Source organism: Mycolicibacterium gadium (assembly GCF_010728925.1).
Classification (GTDB): Bacteria; Actinomycetota; Actinomycetes; order Mycobacteriales; family Mycobacteriaceae; genus Mycobacterium; species Mycobacterium gadium.
In genome coordinates, this window is record NZ_AP022608.1 from 4,091,620 (window position 1) to 4,110,570 (window position 18,951).

Genomic DNA, 18,951 nt, shown 5'->3' on the forward strand with positions numbered 1-18,951 from the left:
TGCTCGTGCAGTCAACCACAACTTGCTGTGGTACCTCTATTCGGCGTGTATCGTCCCTGGTCGCTCCTCAGCCTTTGAGGGTTGCGATCAGGTCTGGTCGCAGCGCTTGCAGCTGCGCTCCCCAGTACGGCCACGCGTGATTTCCCGCCGGCGGAAACTGGAAAGTGGCGTTGGCTCCCCCGGCCGCTACGTAGGCCTTTTGGAAGTCCAAATTGCTCTTGAGAGCCATCGTTTCAAGGCTATTCGCGTTGAACGCCTGATTCGGATCCGCGTTCACGTCGAGCGGGGTCGTGCCGCCGGGTGCACAGTAAACCCACAGCCGCGTGCCGTTGGCGACGATGCGAGAGACCTGTTTGATCGGGTCGTTGCGCTTCCAAGCGCTGTCCCACGGCGCGCCCCACATGTTGTCGACGTTGAAACCGCCCGCATCGAGCATCGCGACACGGATCGCCTGCTGCATGAACAGGGCCGACGGGTTCAGAAAGGCAGAAAGTGATGCGGCATAACGGAATTGCGCCGGGTGGTACGCGGACAGGATCAGGGCGGGACCACCCGACATCGACAGCCCGACGACGCCGTTGCCGGTCGGGGAGATCTGTTTGTTGGCCGCCAGCCACGACGGGAGCTCACTGGTGAGAAAGGTCTCCCACTTATAGGTGAAGGCCTGATTGTTGAAGCTCGACGGCGAATACCAGTCGGTGTAAAAACTGGACTGCCCGCCTACCGGCATCACTGTCGCGACACCGGAGTCCAAAAACCATTCAAAAGCCGGGGTTTCGATGTCCCAGCCGTTGTAGTCGTCGCGCGCACGCATGCCGTCGAGCAGATAGACGGCCTTCGAGGGACCGGTCATCGGCGCCCCCGTCGCGGGCTGGAATTGCACCCGGATGTTGCGGCCCATCGCCGTCGAGTACACGTCGAGGTATTCGACGGGCAGCCCCTCGCGAGAGAACGCGCCCGCGGGCGGTGTGACATTGGACACAACCGCGATCATCGGCATCGTCAGGACCGCGGCGACCACCGCGATCGCACGGCGAAGCCAGGTTCGCACAGGTCGTACCATCCTTCGTGAATCAAGCGCCAGTTCCAATGCGCTTGTGTATCGCCCGAGTCGCTCGTCGCGTTACCCGCGGTTAGGGCCCGGTAGCCGGCATCCCGGTGTACGGCTCGCGCGTCGGCTCCGGTACCTCCAGCCCGCAGCGCTGCAGCTCGTAGAGCGGCACCCGATCAATCCGATACTGAGTCAACGAATACGCGTGCATCAGATTCGACAGGAACCGGCGAGGCCCCATCTCGCCCCTGATGGCGTTGAGCATCGCGTCGGTCGCCGGGCACTCCAGCGCGGCCTCGGCCTGCGCGATCCAGTCCTCGTCGATATAGGACGGAATGAAGGGGCGGGTCTTGAGGAACGGACCCTCGGCCACCGCCCAGTCAGGGAACAGATTCTTGTCGTGACCGATGCGGCCGTCTTCCAGACGAGCGGTGTGCGCGGCAAGCGGGTTGGCCAATCCGATCTGGTCGATCACCCGGACATCCAGTCCGACGTTCATTCCGAGCATGCCGAGATTCGTGAAAAACACTGTGTGCGGGCCGGTTCGACCCTTGACGTCCGGTGGTGCGTCCGGAGGTGGCGGGATGGCGGGCACGACGTCCCACTGGTCGTAGTTGCCGGACGGCAGCAGCAGGGCGCCGTCGGGTGTGTTCTCGATCGCGGTCATCACCGCACGCATGCGGGGATAATCCAGGTAGTCGGCCGCGGTCAGCGGATGCGCGTTGCCCGTGGCCTGGGCATAGAACCGACGTTCGTCGACGATGCCGCTGTAGGTCACGCGGGTCGCGTCAGGTCCCATGCCGCTCGAATTGGCCACCCACAGCGACCATCCGACGATCGACACCCACAGCAGGCTCGTGGCCCCGACGAACAAATAGCCTGCGCCACGGGCCATTCGGCGCCCATCGGGCAGCACCAACGGAATCACCGAGATTGGCGCGAGCAGACAGAACAACGGGGTCAACAGGACTCGGCCGTGCATGAAATCGCCGCCCTGGCGGATCCAGTAGAGCGCCTGCAACAATCCGCTCACGAGCATGAAAGCCACCACGGCCTGCGGGCTCTGAACCGTCCGCGCCAGCCATCCCTGGCCGGGCGCCGTCGTATGACGGATACCCCACGGGCGGCCGCGCGTCACCATCACCACGGCTGCCAAGCCGATCAGCAAGACGGCGGGCGCCCACAGCAGGTAGGGATTGTTGAAGTTGGACAGGTACACGAAGCCCTGAGACCACTTGGAACCGGAGGCGTCCTTGGCCAGTGCGGTGCCGGGAACAATCAAGCCGTAGTAGCCCATTCGGAAGATCTCGTAGGCGACGGGTACCAGACCGCCCGCGAGCACGATCAGCCCGCGGCGGCGCCAATCACGCGCGGCGATCAGCATCATCACCAGAGCCAGCCCGCCGATCAACGCCAACTCGGGCCGAACCAGCACACTCATGCCTGCGACGAAAGCGAGTGCGCCGTCGAACAACCCGCTGACCGTGCGTGCGTCCGCCGCCGGTCCGACCGGCTGCCTGCGAATGGTCGGTGGGCCGCCACGGAACACCGGCGCCGCGTTCGCAGGACCGGGTGCGCGCAGCGCCTGCGCCCAGCACACCATCATCCACCACAGCAAGCCGAGATATGCCAGCACCAAACCGTTTTCCAGCCCGGAGGTGGCGAAGTCACGGGCCGGTGGAACCGCGATGTAGACCAGCGCACCCGCGGGGAGCATCAACGCGCGTCGACCTCGCAGGCTCGGCGCGTACAGCCGCGCGGTGCCCAGCATGATGAACACGACACCCAACACGCTGAGCGTCAGCGCCAGGTACAGCGCCACGTACTCCAGCTGTACAGGTCCGCCGACCCATGCGCCCAAATAAATCAGATAGGTCCACACCGTCGACGTGTTCGCCTCGACACGCTCGCCGGCGTTGAATACCGGACCGTTGCCCGCCAAGAGGTTTCGCACGGTCCGCAGGACGATGAGGCCGTCGTCGGCGATCCAGCGCCGCTGCCACGCGCCCCAACCGAACAGGCCCGCGACGACGATCACGCTCACCCACAGGCTGATTCGCACGGTGACGTCGTAGGGAAAGGCGGGCGCGCGCGACAAGCGGTCGCCGAGGCCGTCCATGAAACGGCTCCGGCCGGCAACCGGGGAACTCAACTTGTCAACTGAGGAAGATGGCGGCACCGATGGTTCCGATCCACGCCAGGGCCAGCAGCTGCAGAACCCGGTCCTTCAACGCGATTTCCTCGGGCTCACCGGCCATGCCCCCGTCGACGTCGACCGCGTACCGCAGGATCGCGATGACGAACGGGATCATCGACACCACGAACCAGGAGGTGCCGCCGGTGTCGTCGCGCTCGAACGCCCACAGGCCGTAACACAGCACCAGCGCCGTCGCCGACAACGTCCACACGAAGCGCAGGTAAGAGCTGGTGTAGCTCTCCAGCGACTTGCGAATCTTGGCCCCGGTACGCTCGGCGAGCTGGAGTTCGGCGTAGCGCTTACCCGCCGCCATGAACAGCGAGCCGAAGGCCATCATCAGCAGGAACCATTGCGACAGCGGCACATCCGCGGCGACGCCACCGGCGATCGCGCGGATCAGAAAGCCCGACGAGACGATGCAGATGTCGATCACGGGCTGGTGCTTGAGGCCGAAGCAGTACGCCAGCTGGATCACGATGTAGATCCCGATCACCAGCGCCAGGTTCGGCGTCACCAGCCAGGAGATCACCAGCGACGCCACACCGAGCGCCACCGCCAGGGTGTAGGCCAACCACTCCGGAACGACGCCTGCGGCGATGGGGCGGAACCGCTTGGTCGGGTGCGCCCGGTCGGCCTCGACGTCCCTCGCGTCGTTGACGAGGTACACGCACGAGGCGGCGAGACTGAAGACCACGAACGCCAACAACACCTGAACGAGGACTTCGCGGTAGTCGTAGGCGTATCGCGCGTCGCCGAGTGCGGCCACCGGTGCGGCGAACACCAGGACGTTCTTGACCCACTGCCGCGGCCGGAGTGCCTTGATGATTCCGGTGACGAGGTTGCGCGGTGGGCCCTTCTCGGGCACCGGCTCGTGATTCACCTGCGGGGTGCTCTCTGCACTGCTCTCGCTCGAGATGCTCATCAGACTCCTTCGGCCCGCTCTGTGACCATGGTGACCGCCTTCGCGACGGCCGCCCCAACCGCCACGCCGGTCAGCACGTCACTCGGGTAGTGCACACCGAGCACCAACCGCGACAACGCCATTGGTGGCACCAGGATCGCAGGCAACGGCAGGCCGGTGGCCCGACCCAACAGGATCGACGCCGCGGTGGTCGACGTCGCGTGCGCCGAAGGGAAACTCAGCCGGCTCGGAGTGCCCACGTTAACGGCGATCGCCGGGTGGTCGGGCCGTTCGCGCCGCACGACGCGCTTGATCACCACGGCGGCCGCGTGGGCTCCGAACGCGCCCACCCCAGCGGCAAGAAATGCTTTTCGCCGTGCCGGTCGCAGCAGCGCACCGAGCGCGGCGACCGCGAGCCACCCGATGCTGTGCTCGCCGAAGTGCGAAAGGGCGCGCGCGGCAGGCAGCACGCCGGGACGATCGGCGAGCGCAGACTGGACGGCGACCAGCACGGCGTCCTCGCCATGGGGACTTTCAGCCATCGGCCGACGGGAGCAGGACGGTCTCCCACTTCTGCTTACTCGTGAGCACCGGCAGCGCGTCGCGGTACACCCTGCGCATGCGATTGAACTTGCGCGAGAGCTGTGCCTGCCGTTTCAGCGATTCGCGAAGCAGCTCAGCGGCCTTCGCGCGGTCGCGTTGCCGGTACACGACACCGCGACCGTCGGCGGTGGTGACGGTGACGCCGTCGACCCTGCTCAGCGAGAACCACCGGGCATCCTGGGTGGCGACGTTGATCTGCGGACGACGATGGTGCTCGGGGTCGTGCGGCTTGAGTTGGTGCAGCACCCCGCGGGCCAGCCGGTACGAAATCGACAGCGGGTTGGTCGGGATCGTCACCTTCTTGCGCCACTTCTTGTCCGAGGGCGTCGGCAAAGCCGTCGCGCTGGGCAGCACCACCGCGTCGGGATACTCCTGACGCATCGCACGCACGTCGGGCAGCGCGGATTCGAGGATCGAGAAGATGTGCTCGGGCCCGGCGAGGAAGTCGTCCATGGCCTTGTTCTGGATAGCCACGGTCGAATACTCAAGGCACATCAGATGTTTGATCGTCGCCTTGAAGTGGCTGGCGATCAGCCCGCTGACATTGCCGTCCCAGTGCATGGCCGCGACCACGAGCCGGTTGCGCAGATGGAAGTACGCCTGCCAGTCGATGGCGTCGTCCTTGTCGCTCCACGCCATGTGCCAGATAGCGGCGCCGGGCAGCGTGACGGTCGGATAGCCGTGCTCGCCGGCCCGCAAGCCGTAGTCGGCGTCGTCCCACTTGATGAACAACGGTAACGGCTGGCCTAGCTCCTCGGCGACCTGGCGCGGGATCATGCACATCCACCAGCCGTTGTAGTCGACGTCGATGCGACGGTGCAGCAGCCTGCTGCGGGGTTCCTCTTCGTCGCTGAGGGAGTACTTCGCGAAGTTGTGGTCGTACTCGGTGTTGACCGCGTTGGTCCACATGAAGTTCTCAGCGTCGACCATCTCGCCCATCACATGCAGGTGACTGGGCTCCTGCAGGTTGAGCATCTGGCCGCCGACCAGTGTCGGGACTTTCGCGAACCGGTTCAGCGCGAGCGCCCGCAGGATCGAGTCGGGCTCGACGCGGATGTCGTCGTCCATGAACAGGATCTGTTCGCAGTCGGTGTTCTTCAGCGCCTCGTACATCACCCGGCTGTATCCGCCGGATCCGCCGAGGTTGGGCTGATTGTGCACCGAGAGCCGGTTGCCCAGGGCGGCGGCGGCCGCGTCGAACCCCGGATGGTCCTTGACCTTACTGGTGCCCTGGTCGGACACGATCACCGCGCTGATCACCTTGTCCACCAACGGATCCGACGTCAGCGCGGTCAGTGCGTTGACGCAATCCGACGGACGGTTGAAGGTCGGGATTCCGACGGCGACGTTGGCGCGTCCCGGCGCGACGTCCGGTGCGTACCAGCCCGCACCGTGCAGCGTGGAGTTGGTATTGGTGGTGATGTCGAACCAGATCCACCCGCCGTCCTCGAACGGCGACAGATCGATCTCGAACTCGACGGAGGCGGGAGCGCCGACATCGGATTCCGCGGCCGGACCGCCGGAGTCGCCGCTGCTGATCGGTTCACCGCCGACCGTGATCCTGGCGCCGGTCGCCTTGGAGCGGTAGACGTCGACGCGCGCGCTGCCGGTGAGCTCGACGCGCAACACCACCGACTTCAGCGTCGACCAGCGCCGCCAATAGCTGGCCGGGAAGGCGTTGAAGTACGTCGCGAAGGACACCTCGGATTCCGCGCCGATCTCCAGAGTGGTGCGCGTCTGCGCATGGGCGCGACGGGCGTTGGTGTCCGACTCGTCGAGGTAGAGCTTGCGGACGTCGAGCGGTTCGCCGGGGCGCGGCAGGATGACGCGCGCCAACAGGCTGACCGCCTTGGTGTCTCCGGCGTCGAGCGCGCCGGACGGGATGTCACTCATGCGCTACTGCTTTCTGTGCCAGGTTCGGCAAGGGGCGCGCCGTCACGCAGGTGCGGCGCGAGCGTGTTGTCGTACATATTCAATGCGCTGGCGATCGCCATGTGCATGTCGAGGTACTGATAGGTGCCCAGGCGTCCGCCGAACAGCACCTTCGCCGAGGCCGTCTCGGCCTTGGCCCGCGCCCGGTAGGCCGCGAGCAGGGAGCGATCGGTCTCGGTGTTGATCGGGTAGTACGGCTCGTCGTCGTCATCGGCGAAGCGCGAGAACTCCCGCATGATCACGGTCTTGTCGTCCGGATACTTCCGCTCGGGATGGAAGTGCCGGAACTCGTGGATCCGGGTGTAGGGCACGTCGAGGTCGTTGTAGTTCATGACGGGGGTGCCTTGGTAATCCCCGCAGTCGCTCAGTACCTCGAGTTCGAAATCGAGTGTGCGCCAACCCAGCCGGCCTTCTACATAGTCGAAGTACCGGTCCAGCGGACCGGTATAGACAACCGGAGCCGACGGGGACTCTTTACGAAGCTCGTCGCGCACGTCGAACCAGTCGGTGTTCAGCCGCACCTCGATGCGGTCGTCGGCCGCCATGTTCTCCAGCCACGCGGTGTAGCCCTCGACAGGAAGGCCCTCGTAGGTGTCGTTGAAGTAGCGGTTGTCGAACGTGTAGCGCACCGGCAGCCGGGTGATGTTGGCCGCGGGCAGTTCCCGGGGGTCGGTCTGCCACTGCTTGGCGGTGTAGCCCTTGACGAACGCCTCATAGAGCGGGCGGCCGATCAGCGAGACGGCCTTCTCTTCGAGGTTCTGCGCGTCGTCGGTCTCGATCTCGGCGGCCTGCTCGGCGATCAGCTGGCGGGCCTGATCCGGCGTGAAGTACTTGCCGAAGAACTGCGACACCAGGCCCAACCCCATGGGGAACTGGTAGGCCTGCCCGTTGTGCATGGCGAAGACGCGGTGCTGGTAGCCGGTGAAGTCGGTGAACTGGCGCACGTAGTCCCACACCCGCTTGTTGGAGGTGTGGAAGAGGTGCGCGCCGTACTTGTGGATCTCGATGCCGGTCTGCGGTTCGGCTTCCGAGTAGGCATTGCCGCCGATGTGCGGTCGGCGGTCGACCACCAACACACGCTTGTTCAGCTGCGATGCCACGCGCTCGGCGACCGTCAGGCCGAAGAATCCGGAACCGACAACGATCAGGTCGAAACGGGTTCCGGAGGGCAGGAGCGGAGCGACCGGGGGAAAAGACTTGGTCATCGGCAGCAAGGGTATCCGACGGCCGCCGTGCGCCCGAATTGCGACAGAGCCCTCAGGTCAAGATTGGCTCACAATTCCGTATCGTCACTTCAGTCTCACCAGTCACACCAGTACCGTCGAACGCGTACGAATACCTAGCCAGACGTAGTCCATGTATTGAGGAGACTTCCGTGCCGAACCGACGTCGACGCAGGCTCTCGACAGCCATGAGCGCAGTCGCCGCCCTGGCCGTCGCGAGTCCAGCCGCTGTAGTCGCCGTATCCGAATTGTCCGCGAGCATCGATCCGCAGCCCCAGAAGCGCGAGTTCGTCCAGGCCGCGACGATCACCGACCTGCCCAACGAACTGATGTCAGCGCTGTCACAGGGCCTCTCGCAGTTCGGCATCAACCTGCCGCCCATGCCCACGGGTGTGCTGACGGGTACCGGCGCGAGCACGCCGACGACGCTGACCTCACCCGGCCTGACCTCGCCTGCGCTCACCACGCCCGGTCTCACCACGCCCGGGCTGACGACACCGGGTCTGACCACACCGGGCCTGACGACACCGGGACTGACCACACCGGGACTGACGACACCCGGTCTTGACGTCCCGAGTGCGACCGTCCCCGGTCTCACCGCGACCGGTCCGTCGTTGACCGATCCGGCGCTGGCCAACCCCGCACTGACGAGTCCGTCGCTGTCCAGCCCGGGTCTGACCAGCCCGACGGCTGACGCGGGCGGCCTGACCACGCCCGCTGCGTCGCTCACCGATCCGGCGCTGGCACCGCTCGCCACCAGCGCCCTGCCCGCCCCCGGCGAGGTACCGATCTCGGCGCCGATCGGGCTGGATCCCGGCGCGGGCATGTACCCGATCCTGGGTGACCCGTCGCTGGCGACCATGCCGGCGAGCACCGGCGGCGGCAGCACCGGCATCATCGGCGACCTGTCGAGCATGGCCAACCAGCTCGGCGCGGGTCAGGCGATCGACCTACTCAAGGGCATGGTGATGCCCGCGATCATGTCGGCGGTCAAGCCTGCGGGTGCCCCGGCAGTCGCAGGTGCGGCCCCCGCGGCCGCGGCTGAGGCGGCCCCGGCCGCAGCGGCAGGAGCCTCGACGGGCGCCGGCGCTTAAGACCTGTCACCGAACGGCACCGCAGAAGCCTTCCCCCGGGCTCTGCGGTGCCGTTGCGTGTGGATTCGCCACCAGATTGGTACGCGCCGGCGCGTGTCGAATCATTGGTAACAACTGGCACATACGTAACATCAGTCCGTGCTGTATCGCCGCCCGCTGCCGTCGATGCTGTTCACCGCCGTTGCGGCGACGGCAGTCGTCCTTCCGATGGCGATCTACGGAATCCCCGGTGTCGGCGATGACGACCCGCAAGCTCGTGCTCCACAGCTTGCCCAGCAGCCGCTGACCGGTCTCGGCGGCGGGGAGACGATTCGGGAGATCCACCAGGCCACCCCCTTCTCACTGGTCGCGCTGACCTCGGAGAAGGGAGGTGACCTCGCCGGCACTTCGGCCCGGATCCGCGCCAAGAAACCCGACGGCAGCTGGGGCCCCTGGTACGAGGCGGAAGCCATGGACGGCCTCGGACCCGACACCCCGACGCCCGGCGCCCCCGACGGCACAGAACCGGTCTTCGTCGGCCGCACGACGACGGTGCAGATCGCGGTCACCCGGCCGCCGCAAGCGCCGAAGCCGCCCAAGCCCGCCGACGATCGGCCTCAGTTGGGCTACGTGCCTGCCAACGTCGAGCAACCGTTGCCCCAGAACATCAACGCGGTGCTGATCAGCCCGCCGGAGGCGCCGGTGGATACGTTGCCCCGGCCCTCGGCGGTCACGGCGCCGGGATCGCCGCCACAGATCATCAACCGCGCGGGGTGGGGCGCCGACGAGGGAATGCGATGCGGAAACCCCGTGTACGACAAGGGGATCCGAGCCGGAATCGTCCACCACACCGCAGGCAGTAACGACTACGCGCCAGCGGATTCGGCCGGCATCATCCAGTCGATTTACGAGTACCACACTCGCACGTTGGGCTGGTGCGACATCGCCTACAACGCGATGGTCGACAAGTACGGCCAGGTCTTTGAAGGTCGCGCGGGCGGCATCGACAAGCCCGTGGAGGGCGCCCACACCGGTGGTTTCAACCGTGACACCTGGGGTGTGGCGATGCTGGGCAACTTCGACCAGGCGGCGCCGACACCGATTCAGTTGGAGAACACGGGCCGACTGCTCGGATGGCGCCTCGGCCTCGATCACATCAACCCCAAGGGCACGGTGATACTCGCCTCTGCCGGCGGCTCGTTCTCCAAGTTCGCGTTCGGCGCCACCCCGACGCTGCCGACCATCTTCACCCACCGCGATGTCGGCATCACCGAATGCCCGGGCGGTGCTGCGTATGCCGCGATGGGCCAGATCCGGGACATCGCAGCACGATTCAACAGGCCCCCGGGTCCGGCCGATCTCGCGGACACGCTGCGCGGCGGTGCGATCTTCATGCGCTGGGAGTCGATGGGCGGCCCGAACGGTGCTCTCGGCGCACCGCGGTCGCCGGAGGCGTCGGGTGAGGGCCCGACTCGATACGCGAACTTCGAGCGCGGCGCGATCTACTGGTCGCCGACCAGCGGGGCCGAGCCGGTCACCGGCGAGATCTACAAGGCGTGGGGCGCACTCGGCTTCGAGCGCGGCGCACTGGGCCTGCCGACGAGCGGCGAAATCCAGGAGCCGCAGTGGATCGTGCAGAACTTCCAGCACGGCACGCTGAACTTCGACCGCCAGAACGGCACCGTCACCCGCGTCATCGACGGCGTTCCCACCGAACTGCCCAAGGCCGATACCGCCAAGACTCCGATTCAGCTGGAGCGGTTCACGCCGCCCATCAGCCCCGCCTGAGTCACCACCACCAGCGCTCGAGCACCCGCGCCACCCCGTCGTCGGCGTTCGTCGCGGTGACCTCGTCGGCCGCGGCGAGCGCTTCCGGATGCGCGTTGCCCATCGCGACCCCGAGCCCGGCCCACGCCAGCATCGGCACATCATTGGGCATATCGCCGAAAGTGACCACCTCTTCGGCTGTGATACCCAATGGTTCTGCCACCTCGGCGATTCCGGTCGCCTTGCTGATACCAAGCGGCATGATCTCGATCAGACCGTTGTTGGTCGAATAGGTGATATCGCCTTGCAGACCAACATGTTTCGCCAACACCTCGGCCATGTCCGCACTGGGTGCCCCCACCTTGCGGATGAGCAGCTTGATCGCGGGCGCACTCAGCAGGTCGTCGATCGACACCTCGGTGTTGTCGGGGTTCAGCCACGCGTGCTCGTAACCCGGCGAGCTGACGAACTGCGGCGTGGCGGCGTCGTGGGCACTGCGGCCCACCCGCTCGACGGCCAGGCCGGCGCCGGGAATGACTCGGGTCGCGATCTCGGCGAGCTCACCGAGCAGGTCGGCGGACAGCGTGCGCGCCGATACGATGCGATCCGTTGACGGGTCGTAGATCACAGCGCCGTTGGCGCACACCGCCATTGGCGCGAAGCCCAGGGCATCGACGACCGGTGAGATCCAGCGCGGCGGACGTCCCGTCGCGAGCACGAACTGGGTTCCGGAGTCCACGGCCGCCAGGACCGCGGCGCGAGTGCGGTCGGAGATGGCGTCGACGTCGTCGTCATCGGTGAGTAGCGTGCCGTCCACATCGGAGGCAACCAGGCGGGGCAGGGTCACCGAGACTGCCGCTCAGCCTGCTTACGGGCGCGCTCGGCCAATTCGGCCTCGTCCAACGCTTTCGCTTCCTCCATCGTGGGAGCCGAGCCACCCAGCCGCCGCGGCACCCAGTACGCCCCGGGAGGGTGTTCGTAGGATTCCTGCACCTGGTGGAGGAGGTCGGTCATCGCGTTGCGCATCGCCGTGTCGGTCTGCTCGACGGTCTCCGCCGGTGGTATCGGCGTACCGACCTCGACGGTCATCGGAATCTTGGCGCGGCCCAGCTTGCGCGGATGGCCCTTCGTCCAGCGTCGCTGCGCACCCCAGACGATGAGCGGGATGATCGGTACCTGAGCCTCCACCGCCATGCGCGCCGCCCCGCTCTTGAAGTCCTTCAGCTCGAAGCTGCGGCTGATGGTGGCCTCCGGGTAGACCGCGATGAGCTCGCCGGCCCGCAACTGCTCGACGGCGATCGCGTAAGCACCGGCACCGGCCTTGCGGTCGACGGGGATGGTGCCGGAGTGCTTGATCAGGAAGTTGACGACCCTCACCTCCTGCATCTCCGACTTGATCATGAAGCGCAGCCGGCGCCGCACCTGGTAGGCGGACAGCGCCGCGGGCATCCAGTCGACATAGCTGGTGTGGTTGATGGCGACAACCGCACCACCGTGTTTGGGGTAGTTCTCGAGTCCGCGGAAGGTGATGCGGCTCCCGGAAACCGCGACGCCCGCTGTGCAGGCGATCTCGAGCATGCGGAAAACCGGCTCCATCGCGCTACTCCGGCGCTCCCGTGGGGTCCCCCTGTGCGCGACGGGCGGCCTTCGCCTGGGCTTTCTGGACAGCCTCCTCGGCGTCCATCCGGTTGGCCTCGGCCAGCGTCGGCGCTCCACCACCGAGGCGGTGCGGAACCCAGAACTCACCCGGTGGGTATGGCCCGTAGTCGTCCTGGACCCGTTCGAGCAGATGTTGCATCCGCGAATGCAGCAGCGCGGTCAGTTCGGCAGGCGGCAGCGTCGGATAGATCGGCTCCCCCACCGCCACAGCGATCGGCACCTTGGGCCGCCGCATGTTCTTGGGGTGCCCCTTGGTCCAGACGCGCTGGGCGCCCCACACGATGTGCGGGATGATCGGCACGTCGGCGGCAATCGCCATGCGCGCCGCACCGGACTTGAAGTCCTTGATCTCGAAGCTGCGGCTGATCGTGGCCTCGGGGTAGACGCCCACCAGCTCGCCTTCCTTGAGCTTGCGGCAGGCCTCGTCGAAGGACGCGGCACCGCTGTCGCGGTCCACCTCGATGTGGCGCAGGCTGCGCATGATCGGGCCCGTGATCTTGTTGTCGAAGACTTCCTTCTTCGCCATGAATCGCACCTTGCGGCCGCGCTTCTGCCGGTAGGCGGGCAGGCCGGCGAACGTGAAGTCCAGGTAGCCGGTGTGGTTGATGGCGATGACCGCGCCGCCTTCGGCCGGCAGGTGCTCGACGCCGGTGACGGTGAACGTCAGACCCTGAAAGCGCCAGAGCAGCCTGGCGAATTGGATGACTGTTCCGTAAACCGGCTCCACATACGGCAGCCTAGTCGCGTGACGCGTCTCACCGAACCCGTGTATCTGCGGCGCCCGTTTGCGTCCGGCTAGTCTTGATGCCGCACACGCGGTAGCGGGAAAGGGCATCAGTGCAGGTCACCAGCGTCGGACACGCAGGCTTCCGGATAGATACGAACGCCGGAAGCGTCTTGTGTGATCCGTGGGTCAACCCGGCGTACTTCGCGTCGTGGTTCCCGTTCCCGGACAACAGCCAGCTGGACTGGGATGCCCTCGGCGACTGCGACTACCTGTACGTCTCGCATCTGCACGCCGACCACTTCGACGCGAAGAACCTGAGTGCCCACGTCAACAAGGACGCGGTGGTACTGCTGCCCGACTTCCCGGTGCCGGACCTGCGTCGCGAACTCGAAAGGATCGGATTCCACCGGTTCTTCGAGACGACGGATTCGGTCAAGCACCGGGTCAGCGGCCCCAGGGGCGACCTCGATGTGATGATCATCTCGCTGCGCGCCCCGGCCGACGGCCCCATCGGAGACTCCGGCCTGGTGCTCGACGACGGCGAGACGGTCTGCTTCAACATGAACGACGCCCGACCGGTGGACCTCGACGTGGTGCACGCCGACTTCGGCGCCGTCGACGTCCACATGCTGCAGTACTCCGGGGCCATCTGGTACCCGATGGTCTACGACATGCCCGCCCGCGCCAAGGAGGCGTTCGGCACCCAGAAGCGGCAGCGGCAGATGGACCGGAGCCGCCAATACATCGCACAGGTCGGGGCGACGTGGGTGATCCCGTCTGCAGGTCCGCCGTGCTTCCTCGACCCCGCGCTGCGCGACCTCAACGACGATCACGGCGATCCCGCCAACATCTTTCCCGACCAGGTGGTGTTCCTGGACCAGATGCGAGCCAACGGCCACCACGGCGGTCTGCTGATGATGCCCGGGACGGTAGCTGATTTCACTGGCGCACAGATGAATTCGCTTACCCACCCGCTACCCGACGACGAGGTGCAGGCCATCTTCACCACCGGCAAGGCTGCCTATATCGCCGACTTCGCCGAACGGATGGCACCGGTGCTGGCCGCGGAGAAGGCCACCTGGGCCCCCGCGGCCGGCGAACCGTTGCTGGAGCCGCTGCGCGCGCTCTTCGAGCCGATCATGCTGCAGAGCGACCAGATCTGCGACGGCATCGGCTATCCGGTGGAACTGCGCCTTCGCGGTGGCGGCCACGACGAATGCGTGGTGCTGGACTTCCCGAAACGGGCTGTCCGCGAACCGATTCCGGATGAGAAGTTCCGCTACGGCTTCGCCATCGCCCCGGAACTCGTACGCACGGTGCTGCGGGACGACGAGCCCGACTGGGTCAACACCATCTTCCTGTCCACCAGGTTCACGGCGTGGCGTGTGGGTGGCTACAACGAGTACCTCTACACGTTCTTCAAGTGCCTGACCGACGAACGCATCGCCTATGCCGACGGCTGGTTCGCCGAGTCGCACGACGACACCGCGTCGATCACGTTGGACGGATGGGAGATTCAACGACGTTGTCCGCATCTGAAGGCCGACCTGTCGAAGTTCGGCGTGGTCGAGGGCTCCACAATGACGTGCAACCTGCACGGATGGCAGTGGAATCTGGAGAACGGCCGGTGCCTGACGACCAAGGGCCACGAGCTGCGCTCGGCCCGCCAGGGAGCGCAATCGTGACAGGACCGCGCCAGTACTACGACGACGGCCTCATCCTGCTGGACCGCGAGGCAATCACCCTGCGGCGCTACCACTTCCCGTCGGGCACCTCGAAGATCATCCCGCTGCGCAATGTCCGCGGGTACAAGGCCGAATCGCTGAGCTTCCTCAACGAGCGGTTCCGACTCTGGGGCAGCTCGAGCCTGAGCCGGTGGCTGCCGCTGGACGTCTGGCGGCCGATCAAGTCCACGCTGGTCACCCTCGACGTGGCCGGTGCGCGCACCAACCCGGCGTTCACACCGCAGCGGCCGACGGAATTCCTGGCCAAGCTCGACGAACTGCTGGAGCGCTAGAACGCAGGCACGCCGTCGCGGTGTGGATGCAATGCGCCGATCGCCGAGGTAAGGGGCAGGTGCAGCGCGTCAACGATGCCCGGCGCGGCCTCGCACACCCAGGGAATCGCGTTGACCGCGCGCATGCCGGTGGCGAGTAGTCCATGGTCGCTTGCGCTTTCGCCGTCGCGGTGACCCACTTCGAACTCCCCGTCGAACGACGGCTCACCGTCGATGAGCACCCGCCAGATACCGTCGGTGGCTCCGGTTCGACCCGTCGGCCAGTCCGGTGCCAGATCGTCGGCCATCCGGTCGACATGCTCGAGGCTGACGACCTCCTCACCATCGACGACCCCGATGCACTTTGCGTACGTGGCGCCGACGGTTCCTGCCGGGATGAGACCGCACGCGGTATGCAGATCGCGCGGGGTCGGAAGGAATTCACACGTCTCACGGATCGCGTCGAACTCGACACCGAGTGCGTCGGCGACCATCGTGATCGCCGCGCCCCAACCCCACCTCAGGACCCCCGGCTGCTTCAAACCGCCCTGATAGTCGAGCGGCTGACCGAACCCGAACAACTCGCGGACGTCCCACTCGACGGGATACTCCGAGTAGTTCGTGATCTCGATACCGCGTACCGCATACACCTTGTGCGACATCGTCATCAGCGCAATCGGGAAGAGGTCGCAGCCGAAGCCGGGTTCGATGCCGGACGAGAAGATCGAGCTGCGGCCGGCGGTCGTCGCTTCGCGGATCGGATCGAGAAAGCGCTGGGAGAGCGAACCCTTTTCGTAGACGAGGCCGGGCAACGATGTGGTGACGACGTTGGTACCCGACGACAGGATGCGGCAGAAATCGGCGAGCGCCTCCGCCGGACGGGGGCCGGCGGGCGCGGCGTACATCACGCAATCCACACCCGAGGCCAGCAGCGCATCGACGTCGCGGGTGGCAGTGACGCCGACCGGATCGAGGCCGGCCAACACCCCGACATCCTGGCCGTCCTTGGCCTCCGAATGCACCCACGCACCGGCGAGTTCAAGGTTGGGCCGGTCCATGATCGTCCGGATGGCGTAGCGCCCGACCCCGCCGGTGGCCCATACCGCGACGCGGTACCTCTTGTCCGATGGCTGCGCCATTGATTTCTCCCTCGACTCGCTCTTGCGCAGAAACATTACATCTGTAATGTCTTTTCGTGGTCGAAGTCAGGAACGGAGACGAAGGTGGGCGAACTCGATGGCAAGGTGGCCATTGTCACCGGGACCAGCCGCGGCGTCGGGGTAGGTATCGCGCATGAGCTGCTGCGGGCCGGCGCCACGGTGATCGGCTGCTCACGGTCGGCACTCGACGCGATGCCGGGTACGCAGGAAAATTCCGACTGGGCGCGGCGATCTGACCAAATGGTCTGTGACCAAGCCGATTACACGGCCATCGACGCATTCGTTCAGCGCGTCGTCGATCGCTTCGGCCGACTGGACATCCTGGTCAACAACGCAGGTGGCACCGTGCCGTCGCCGTCGGTCGACGAGGTTCCGGCGCTGGTGTCGCGTATCCAGGGCGCACCGGCGAGCGACGACGACTACGAGCGCAGCGCTCTGTTTCACGCGTTCGCCGTTCAGATGAATCTCATCAGCCCGCTCTGGTTCGCGATTCGGGCATACCGGCAGATGAAGACCCAGGACGGAACCGGCTGCATCATCAACGTCTCCAGCGGCGCCGGCCATCCCGCCGGATCGCCGACCCTGGTGTCCTACGGGGCCGCGAAGGCGGGGCTGAACCAGATGACCCGCTCACTTGCTCAGGAATGGGGTCCGGCGGTCCGGGTCAACTGCGTCGCCCTCGGACCGACGATCACCGAGAACTTCCGGTCGTTCGTCCTGCCCAAGGACGATCCCACCGGGGCCGAATATTTCGTCAACGTCCCGATGCGCCGCGGCGGAGAGCCGGCCGAAGTCGGACGCACCTGCGTCTTCCTCGCTTCCGGCACAGCCGATTTCGTCAACGGAACCACGATCGAGATCGACGGCGGGATGCTGCCCGGGGTGCTGTACGACGCTGGACTCAAGACCATCACCGATCTGTTGTAAGGACGCGAGGACACCGAGAATGACACGGCGCATCATCCAGTTCTCCACCGGCAACGTTGGCGTACACGCACTGCGTACGATCATCGAACGTCCGGATCTCGAGTTGGTGGGCCTGCACGCGGCCAGCGCCGACAAGATCGGTCGGGACGCGGCGGAGCTGTGCGGGAGCGCCGAATCGACCGGAGTGATCGCCACCGACGACATCGACGCGCTCTTGGCGCTCGGCGCCGATTGCGTGGTCTACACCTCGCAGGCCGAGACCCGCGCGGCGGAGGCGGCCGAAGACATCGCGCGCTTCCTGCGCGCCGGAACCAACGTCGTCGGATCATCGTTCGTCTGGCTGGTCGCGCCCGAGTTCACCGCCGAATGGCTGCGGAGACCTCTCGAAGAGGCTTGTCGGCAGGGCAATTCGACGCTGTACATCAACGGGATCGATCCCGGTTACTCCGGCGATACGCTCGTGTACACGGCGCTGAGCCTGGCCGGTCGCGCCGACTCGATCACCGTTCAGGAGATCTGCGACTACGCCACCTATGACGACGCCGAATTCACCGGCGTCACCTTTGGTTTCGGCACCGAACCGGATCAGCAACCGATCCTCTTCATGCCGGGCGTGCTGGAGTCGATGTGGGGAATCCAGGTGCGCAGCCTCGCCGCGGACCTGGGAGTGGAACTCGACGAAATACGCGAGCGCCACGAGAAATGGACTACGCCCGAACCGATCTCGTGCACGATGATGGATGTCGAGGTGGGCAAGGTCGCGGCCGTGCGCTTCGGTGTCGAAGGCATCCGCAACGGCGAAGTCGTCATCACCATGGAACACGTGAACCGGTTGACCGACGCCGCCGCTCCGCACTGGGCCGTCCCGCCGGACGGCCGCCCGGGAGTGCATCGCGTTGTCGTGGAAGGCGACCCCGGTGTCGAGATCAACACCCATGTCGGCCTCGGCGGGACGGACCACAACCAGGGCGGCGTGATCGCCACCGCAGCACGACCGATCAACGCCATCGAAGCGGTGTGCCGGGCACCCGCCGGAATTCTCGCCGCTCACGACCTCCGACCGCTGGATCACATCCGCGGTGTCATGTGGTGAAGTCTGTCCATGGCAGGTGCAGTCCAACCGCGGCGTCCCCCAGGGGGTAACCAGCTGCGCGCCGAGCGGACCCGGCAGATGGTGATCGACGAGACCGTCCGCTACATCCTCGACGAGGGCTTCGCCGCGCCCAGCGTGCGTCGCATCACCGAGCGGGCCGGGGTGACCTGGGGCGTGGTGCAGTACCACTTCGGCGATCTGAACGGACTCCTCATCGCGGTCGTCGACGAAGGTTTCCGCCAGCTCACCGAGATTCTCGCCGCGGTACCCGACACCACCGCCGACCTGGCTATCGAACAACGCACGCAGGTGGTCGTCGATGCGGCGTGGTCGGCGTTCTCGAGCCCGACGTCGATGGCGGCCATCGAGATACTGATCGCCACACGTTCGGGCCGTGACGATGCGGTCAACAAGCGGCTGGCGGACACCATGCGTCAGCTCACCGAGCTCGGCCGACACCTCGGTGCGGGCCTGGACCCCAGGCACGCCAAGGAGATCGGGAACCACATCTGGGCATGTCTTCGGGGAATTGTTGTGGCACAGATCATTTCGTCACAGCCGCTGGATACGTCCAGGGACCGGCGCGCATTGGTCGACGTACTGACAGCCTACGTGCAGACGCACAGCGCCGAGCGGCGCTGA

Annotated in this window: 17 protein-coding genes; 7 read left to right on the plus strand and 10 right to left on the minus strand. The window is 66.2% G+C overall.

Annotated elements, in window-relative coordinates:
* Positions 1-67: 67 nt before the first annotated feature.
* The 6 genes from G6N36_RS20195 to glf form a co-directional block, all read right to left on the minus strand.
* Entirely contained in the window at positions 68-1,063 is a 996-nt protein-coding gene (locus G6N36_RS20195; RefSeq protein WP_170311132.1) for an alpha/beta hydrolase, read from the minus strand.
* 70 nt (positions 1,064-1,133) lie between these two features.
* On the minus strand, positions 1,134-3,230 hold the full coding sequence (gene zomB, locus G6N36_RS20200; protein ID WP_372512294.1) for a terminal beta-(1->2)-arabinofuranosyltransferase: 2,097 nt from the start codon (positions 3,228-3,230) through the stop codon (positions 1,134-1,136).
* Positions 3,208-4,170: a decaprenyl-phosphate phosphoribosyltransferase gene (locus G6N36_RS20205; RefSeq protein ID WP_235690120.1), complete on the minus strand. Its 963-nt coding sequence runs from the start codon at positions 4,168-4,170 to the stop codon at positions 3,208-3,210. Before G6N36_RS20205 ends, zomB begins: the two co-directional genes overlap by 23 nt.
* Complete coding sequence (locus G6N36_RS20210) at positions 4,170-4,691, minus strand: phosphatase PAP2 family protein (protein WP_163688637.1); 522 nt, start codon at positions 4,689-4,691, stop codon at positions 4,170-4,172. The genes G6N36_RS20205 and G6N36_RS20210 overlap by 1 nt, the downstream gene beginning before the upstream one ends.
* A complete protein-coding gene (locus tag G6N36_RS20215; RefSeq protein ID WP_163688638.1) occupies positions 4,684-6,645 on the minus strand; it encodes a glycosyltransferase in 1,962 nt (653 codons plus the stop codon). Before G6N36_RS20215 ends, G6N36_RS20210 begins: the two co-directional genes overlap by 8 nt.
* Positions 6,642-7,889: a UDP-galactopyranose mutase gene (gene glf, locus G6N36_RS20220; protein ID WP_163688639.1), complete on the minus strand. Its 1,248-nt coding sequence runs from the start codon at positions 7,887-7,889 to the stop codon at positions 6,642-6,644. Before glf ends, G6N36_RS20215 begins: the two co-directional genes overlap by 4 nt.
* Before the next feature lie 170 nt (positions 7,890-8,059).
* Here glf and G6N36_RS20225 point away from each other — a divergent pair, with 170 nt between their 5' ends.
* Both G6N36_RS20225 and G6N36_RS20230 read left to right on the plus strand, forming a co-directional pair.
* Complete coding sequence (locus tag G6N36_RS20225) at positions 8,060-9,001, plus strand: hypothetical protein (RefSeq protein WP_163688640.1); 942 nt, start codon at positions 8,060-8,062, stop codon at positions 8,999-9,001.
* Between the two features lie 165 nt (positions 9,002-9,166).
* A complete protein-coding gene (locus G6N36_RS20230; RefSeq protein ID WP_276067656.1) occupies positions 9,167-10,768 on the plus strand; it encodes an N-acetylmuramoyl-L-alanine amidase in 1,602 nt (533 codons plus the stop codon).
* A 1-nt stretch (position 10,769) separates the two neighbouring features.
* On the opposite strand, the gene G6N36_RS20235 is transcribed toward G6N36_RS20230, so the two are convergent.
* From G6N36_RS20235 to G6N36_RS20245, 3 genes are read right to left on the minus strand one after another with little or no spacing between them, the layout of a single operon-like run.
* On the minus strand, positions 10,770-11,594 hold the full coding sequence (locus G6N36_RS20235; RefSeq protein WP_163688642.1) for an HAD family hydrolase: 825 nt from the start codon (positions 11,592-11,594) through the stop codon (positions 10,770-10,772).
* Positions 11,591-12,343, minus strand: a complete 753-nt coding sequence (locus G6N36_RS20240) for a lysophospholipid acyltransferase family protein (protein ID WP_163688643.1) — start codon at positions 12,341-12,343, stop codon at positions 11,591-11,593. The genes G6N36_RS20235 and G6N36_RS20240 overlap by 4 nt, the downstream gene beginning before the upstream one ends.
* A 4-nt stretch (positions 12,344-12,347) precedes the next feature.
* Positions 12,348-13,133 (minus strand): lysophospholipid acyltransferase family protein, encoded by a 786-nt coding sequence (locus tag G6N36_RS20245; RefSeq protein ID WP_163688644.1) that lies wholly within the window; start codon positions 13,131-13,133, stop codon positions 12,348-12,350.
* A gap of 110 nt (positions 13,134-13,243) precedes the next feature.
* Between G6N36_RS20245 and G6N36_RS20250 the strand changes: the two genes are divergently transcribed.
* Complete coding sequence (locus tag G6N36_RS20250) at positions 13,244-14,818, plus strand: MBL fold metallo-hydrolase (RefSeq protein ID WP_163688645.1); 1,575 nt, start codon at positions 13,244-13,246, stop codon at positions 14,816-14,818.
* The gene (locus G6N36_RS20255) at positions 14,815-15,150 is read left to right on the plus strand and encodes a hypothetical protein (RefSeq protein WP_163688646.1); all 336 of its coding nucleotides are present in this window, start codon (positions 14,815-14,817) and stop codon (positions 15,148-15,150) included. The genes G6N36_RS20250 and G6N36_RS20255 overlap by 4 nt, the downstream gene beginning before the upstream one ends.
* Here the strand turns inward: G6N36_RS20255 and G6N36_RS20260 are convergent.
* Positions 15,147-16,268: an NAD(P)H-dependent amine dehydrogenase family protein gene (locus tag G6N36_RS20260; RefSeq protein ID WP_163688647.1), complete on the minus strand. Its 1,122-nt coding sequence runs from the start codon at positions 16,266-16,268 to the stop codon at positions 15,147-15,149. The two genes, G6N36_RS20255 and G6N36_RS20260, sit on opposite strands and share 4 nt — an antisense overlap.
* A gap of 84 nt (positions 16,269-16,352) precedes the next feature.
* Between G6N36_RS20260 and G6N36_RS20265 the strand changes: the two genes are divergently transcribed.
* The 3 genes from G6N36_RS20265 to G6N36_RS20275 are packed head-to-tail and all read left to right on the plus strand — an operon-like array spanning position 16,353 to position 18,951.
* The gene (locus G6N36_RS20265) at positions 16,353-17,216 is read left to right on the plus strand and encodes an SDR family NAD(P)-dependent oxidoreductase (protein WP_163688648.1); all 864 of its coding nucleotides are present in this window, start codon (positions 16,353-16,355) and stop codon (positions 17,214-17,216) included.
* 19 nt (positions 17,217-17,235) lie between these two features.
* Positions 17,236-18,309 (plus strand): NAD(P)H-dependent amine dehydrogenase family protein, encoded by a 1,074-nt coding sequence (locus G6N36_RS20270; RefSeq protein ID WP_163688649.1) that lies wholly within the window; start codon positions 17,236-17,238, stop codon positions 18,307-18,309.
* 9 nt (positions 18,310-18,318) lie between these two features.
* Positions 18,319-18,951, plus strand: a complete 633-nt coding sequence (locus G6N36_RS20275) for a TetR/AcrR family transcriptional regulator (protein ID WP_163688650.1) — start codon at positions 18,319-18,321, stop codon at positions 18,949-18,951.

Bases quoted from the DNA above. Each gene is read 5' to 3' on its own strand.
- G6N36_RS20195 (WP_170311132.1), bottom strand. From the start codon at position 1,063: ATGGTACGACCTGTGCGAACCTGGCTTCGCCGTGCGATCGCGGTGGTC.
- G6N36_RS20205 (WP_235690120.1), bottom strand. From the start codon at position 4,170: ATGAGCATCTCGAGCGAGAGCAGTGCAGAGAGCACCCCGCAGGTGAAT.
- G6N36_RS20210 (WP_163688637.1), bottom strand. From the start codon at position 4,691: ATGGCTGAAAGTCCCCATGGCGAGGACGCCGTGCTGGTCGCCGTCCAG.
- G6N36_RS20215 (WP_163688638.1), bottom strand. From the start codon at position 6,645: ATGAGTGACATCCCGTCCGGCGCGCTCGACGCCGGAGACACCAAGGCG.
- glf (WP_163688639.1), bottom strand. From the start codon at position 7,889: ATGACCAAGTCTTTTCCCCCGGTCGCTCCGCTCCTGCCCTCCGGAACC.
- G6N36_RS20230 (WP_276067656.1), top strand. From the start codon at position 9,167: ATGCTGTTCACCGCCGTTGCGGCGACGGCAGTCGTCCTTCCGATGGCG.
- G6N36_RS20240 (WP_163688643.1), bottom strand. From the start codon at position 12,343: ATGGAGCCGGTTTTCCGCATGCTCGAGATCGCCTGCACAGCGGGCGTC.
- G6N36_RS20260 (WP_163688647.1), bottom strand. From the start codon at position 16,268: ATGGCGCAGCCATCGGACAAGAGGTACCGCGTCGCGGTATGGGCCACC.
- G6N36_RS20270 (WP_163688649.1), top strand. From the start codon at position 17,236: ATGACACGGCGCATCATCCAGTTCTCCACCGGCAACGTTGGCGTACAC.
- G6N36_RS20275 (WP_163688650.1), top strand. From the start codon at position 18,319: ATGGCAGGTGCAGTCCAACCGCGGCGTCCCCCAGGGGGTAACCAGCTG.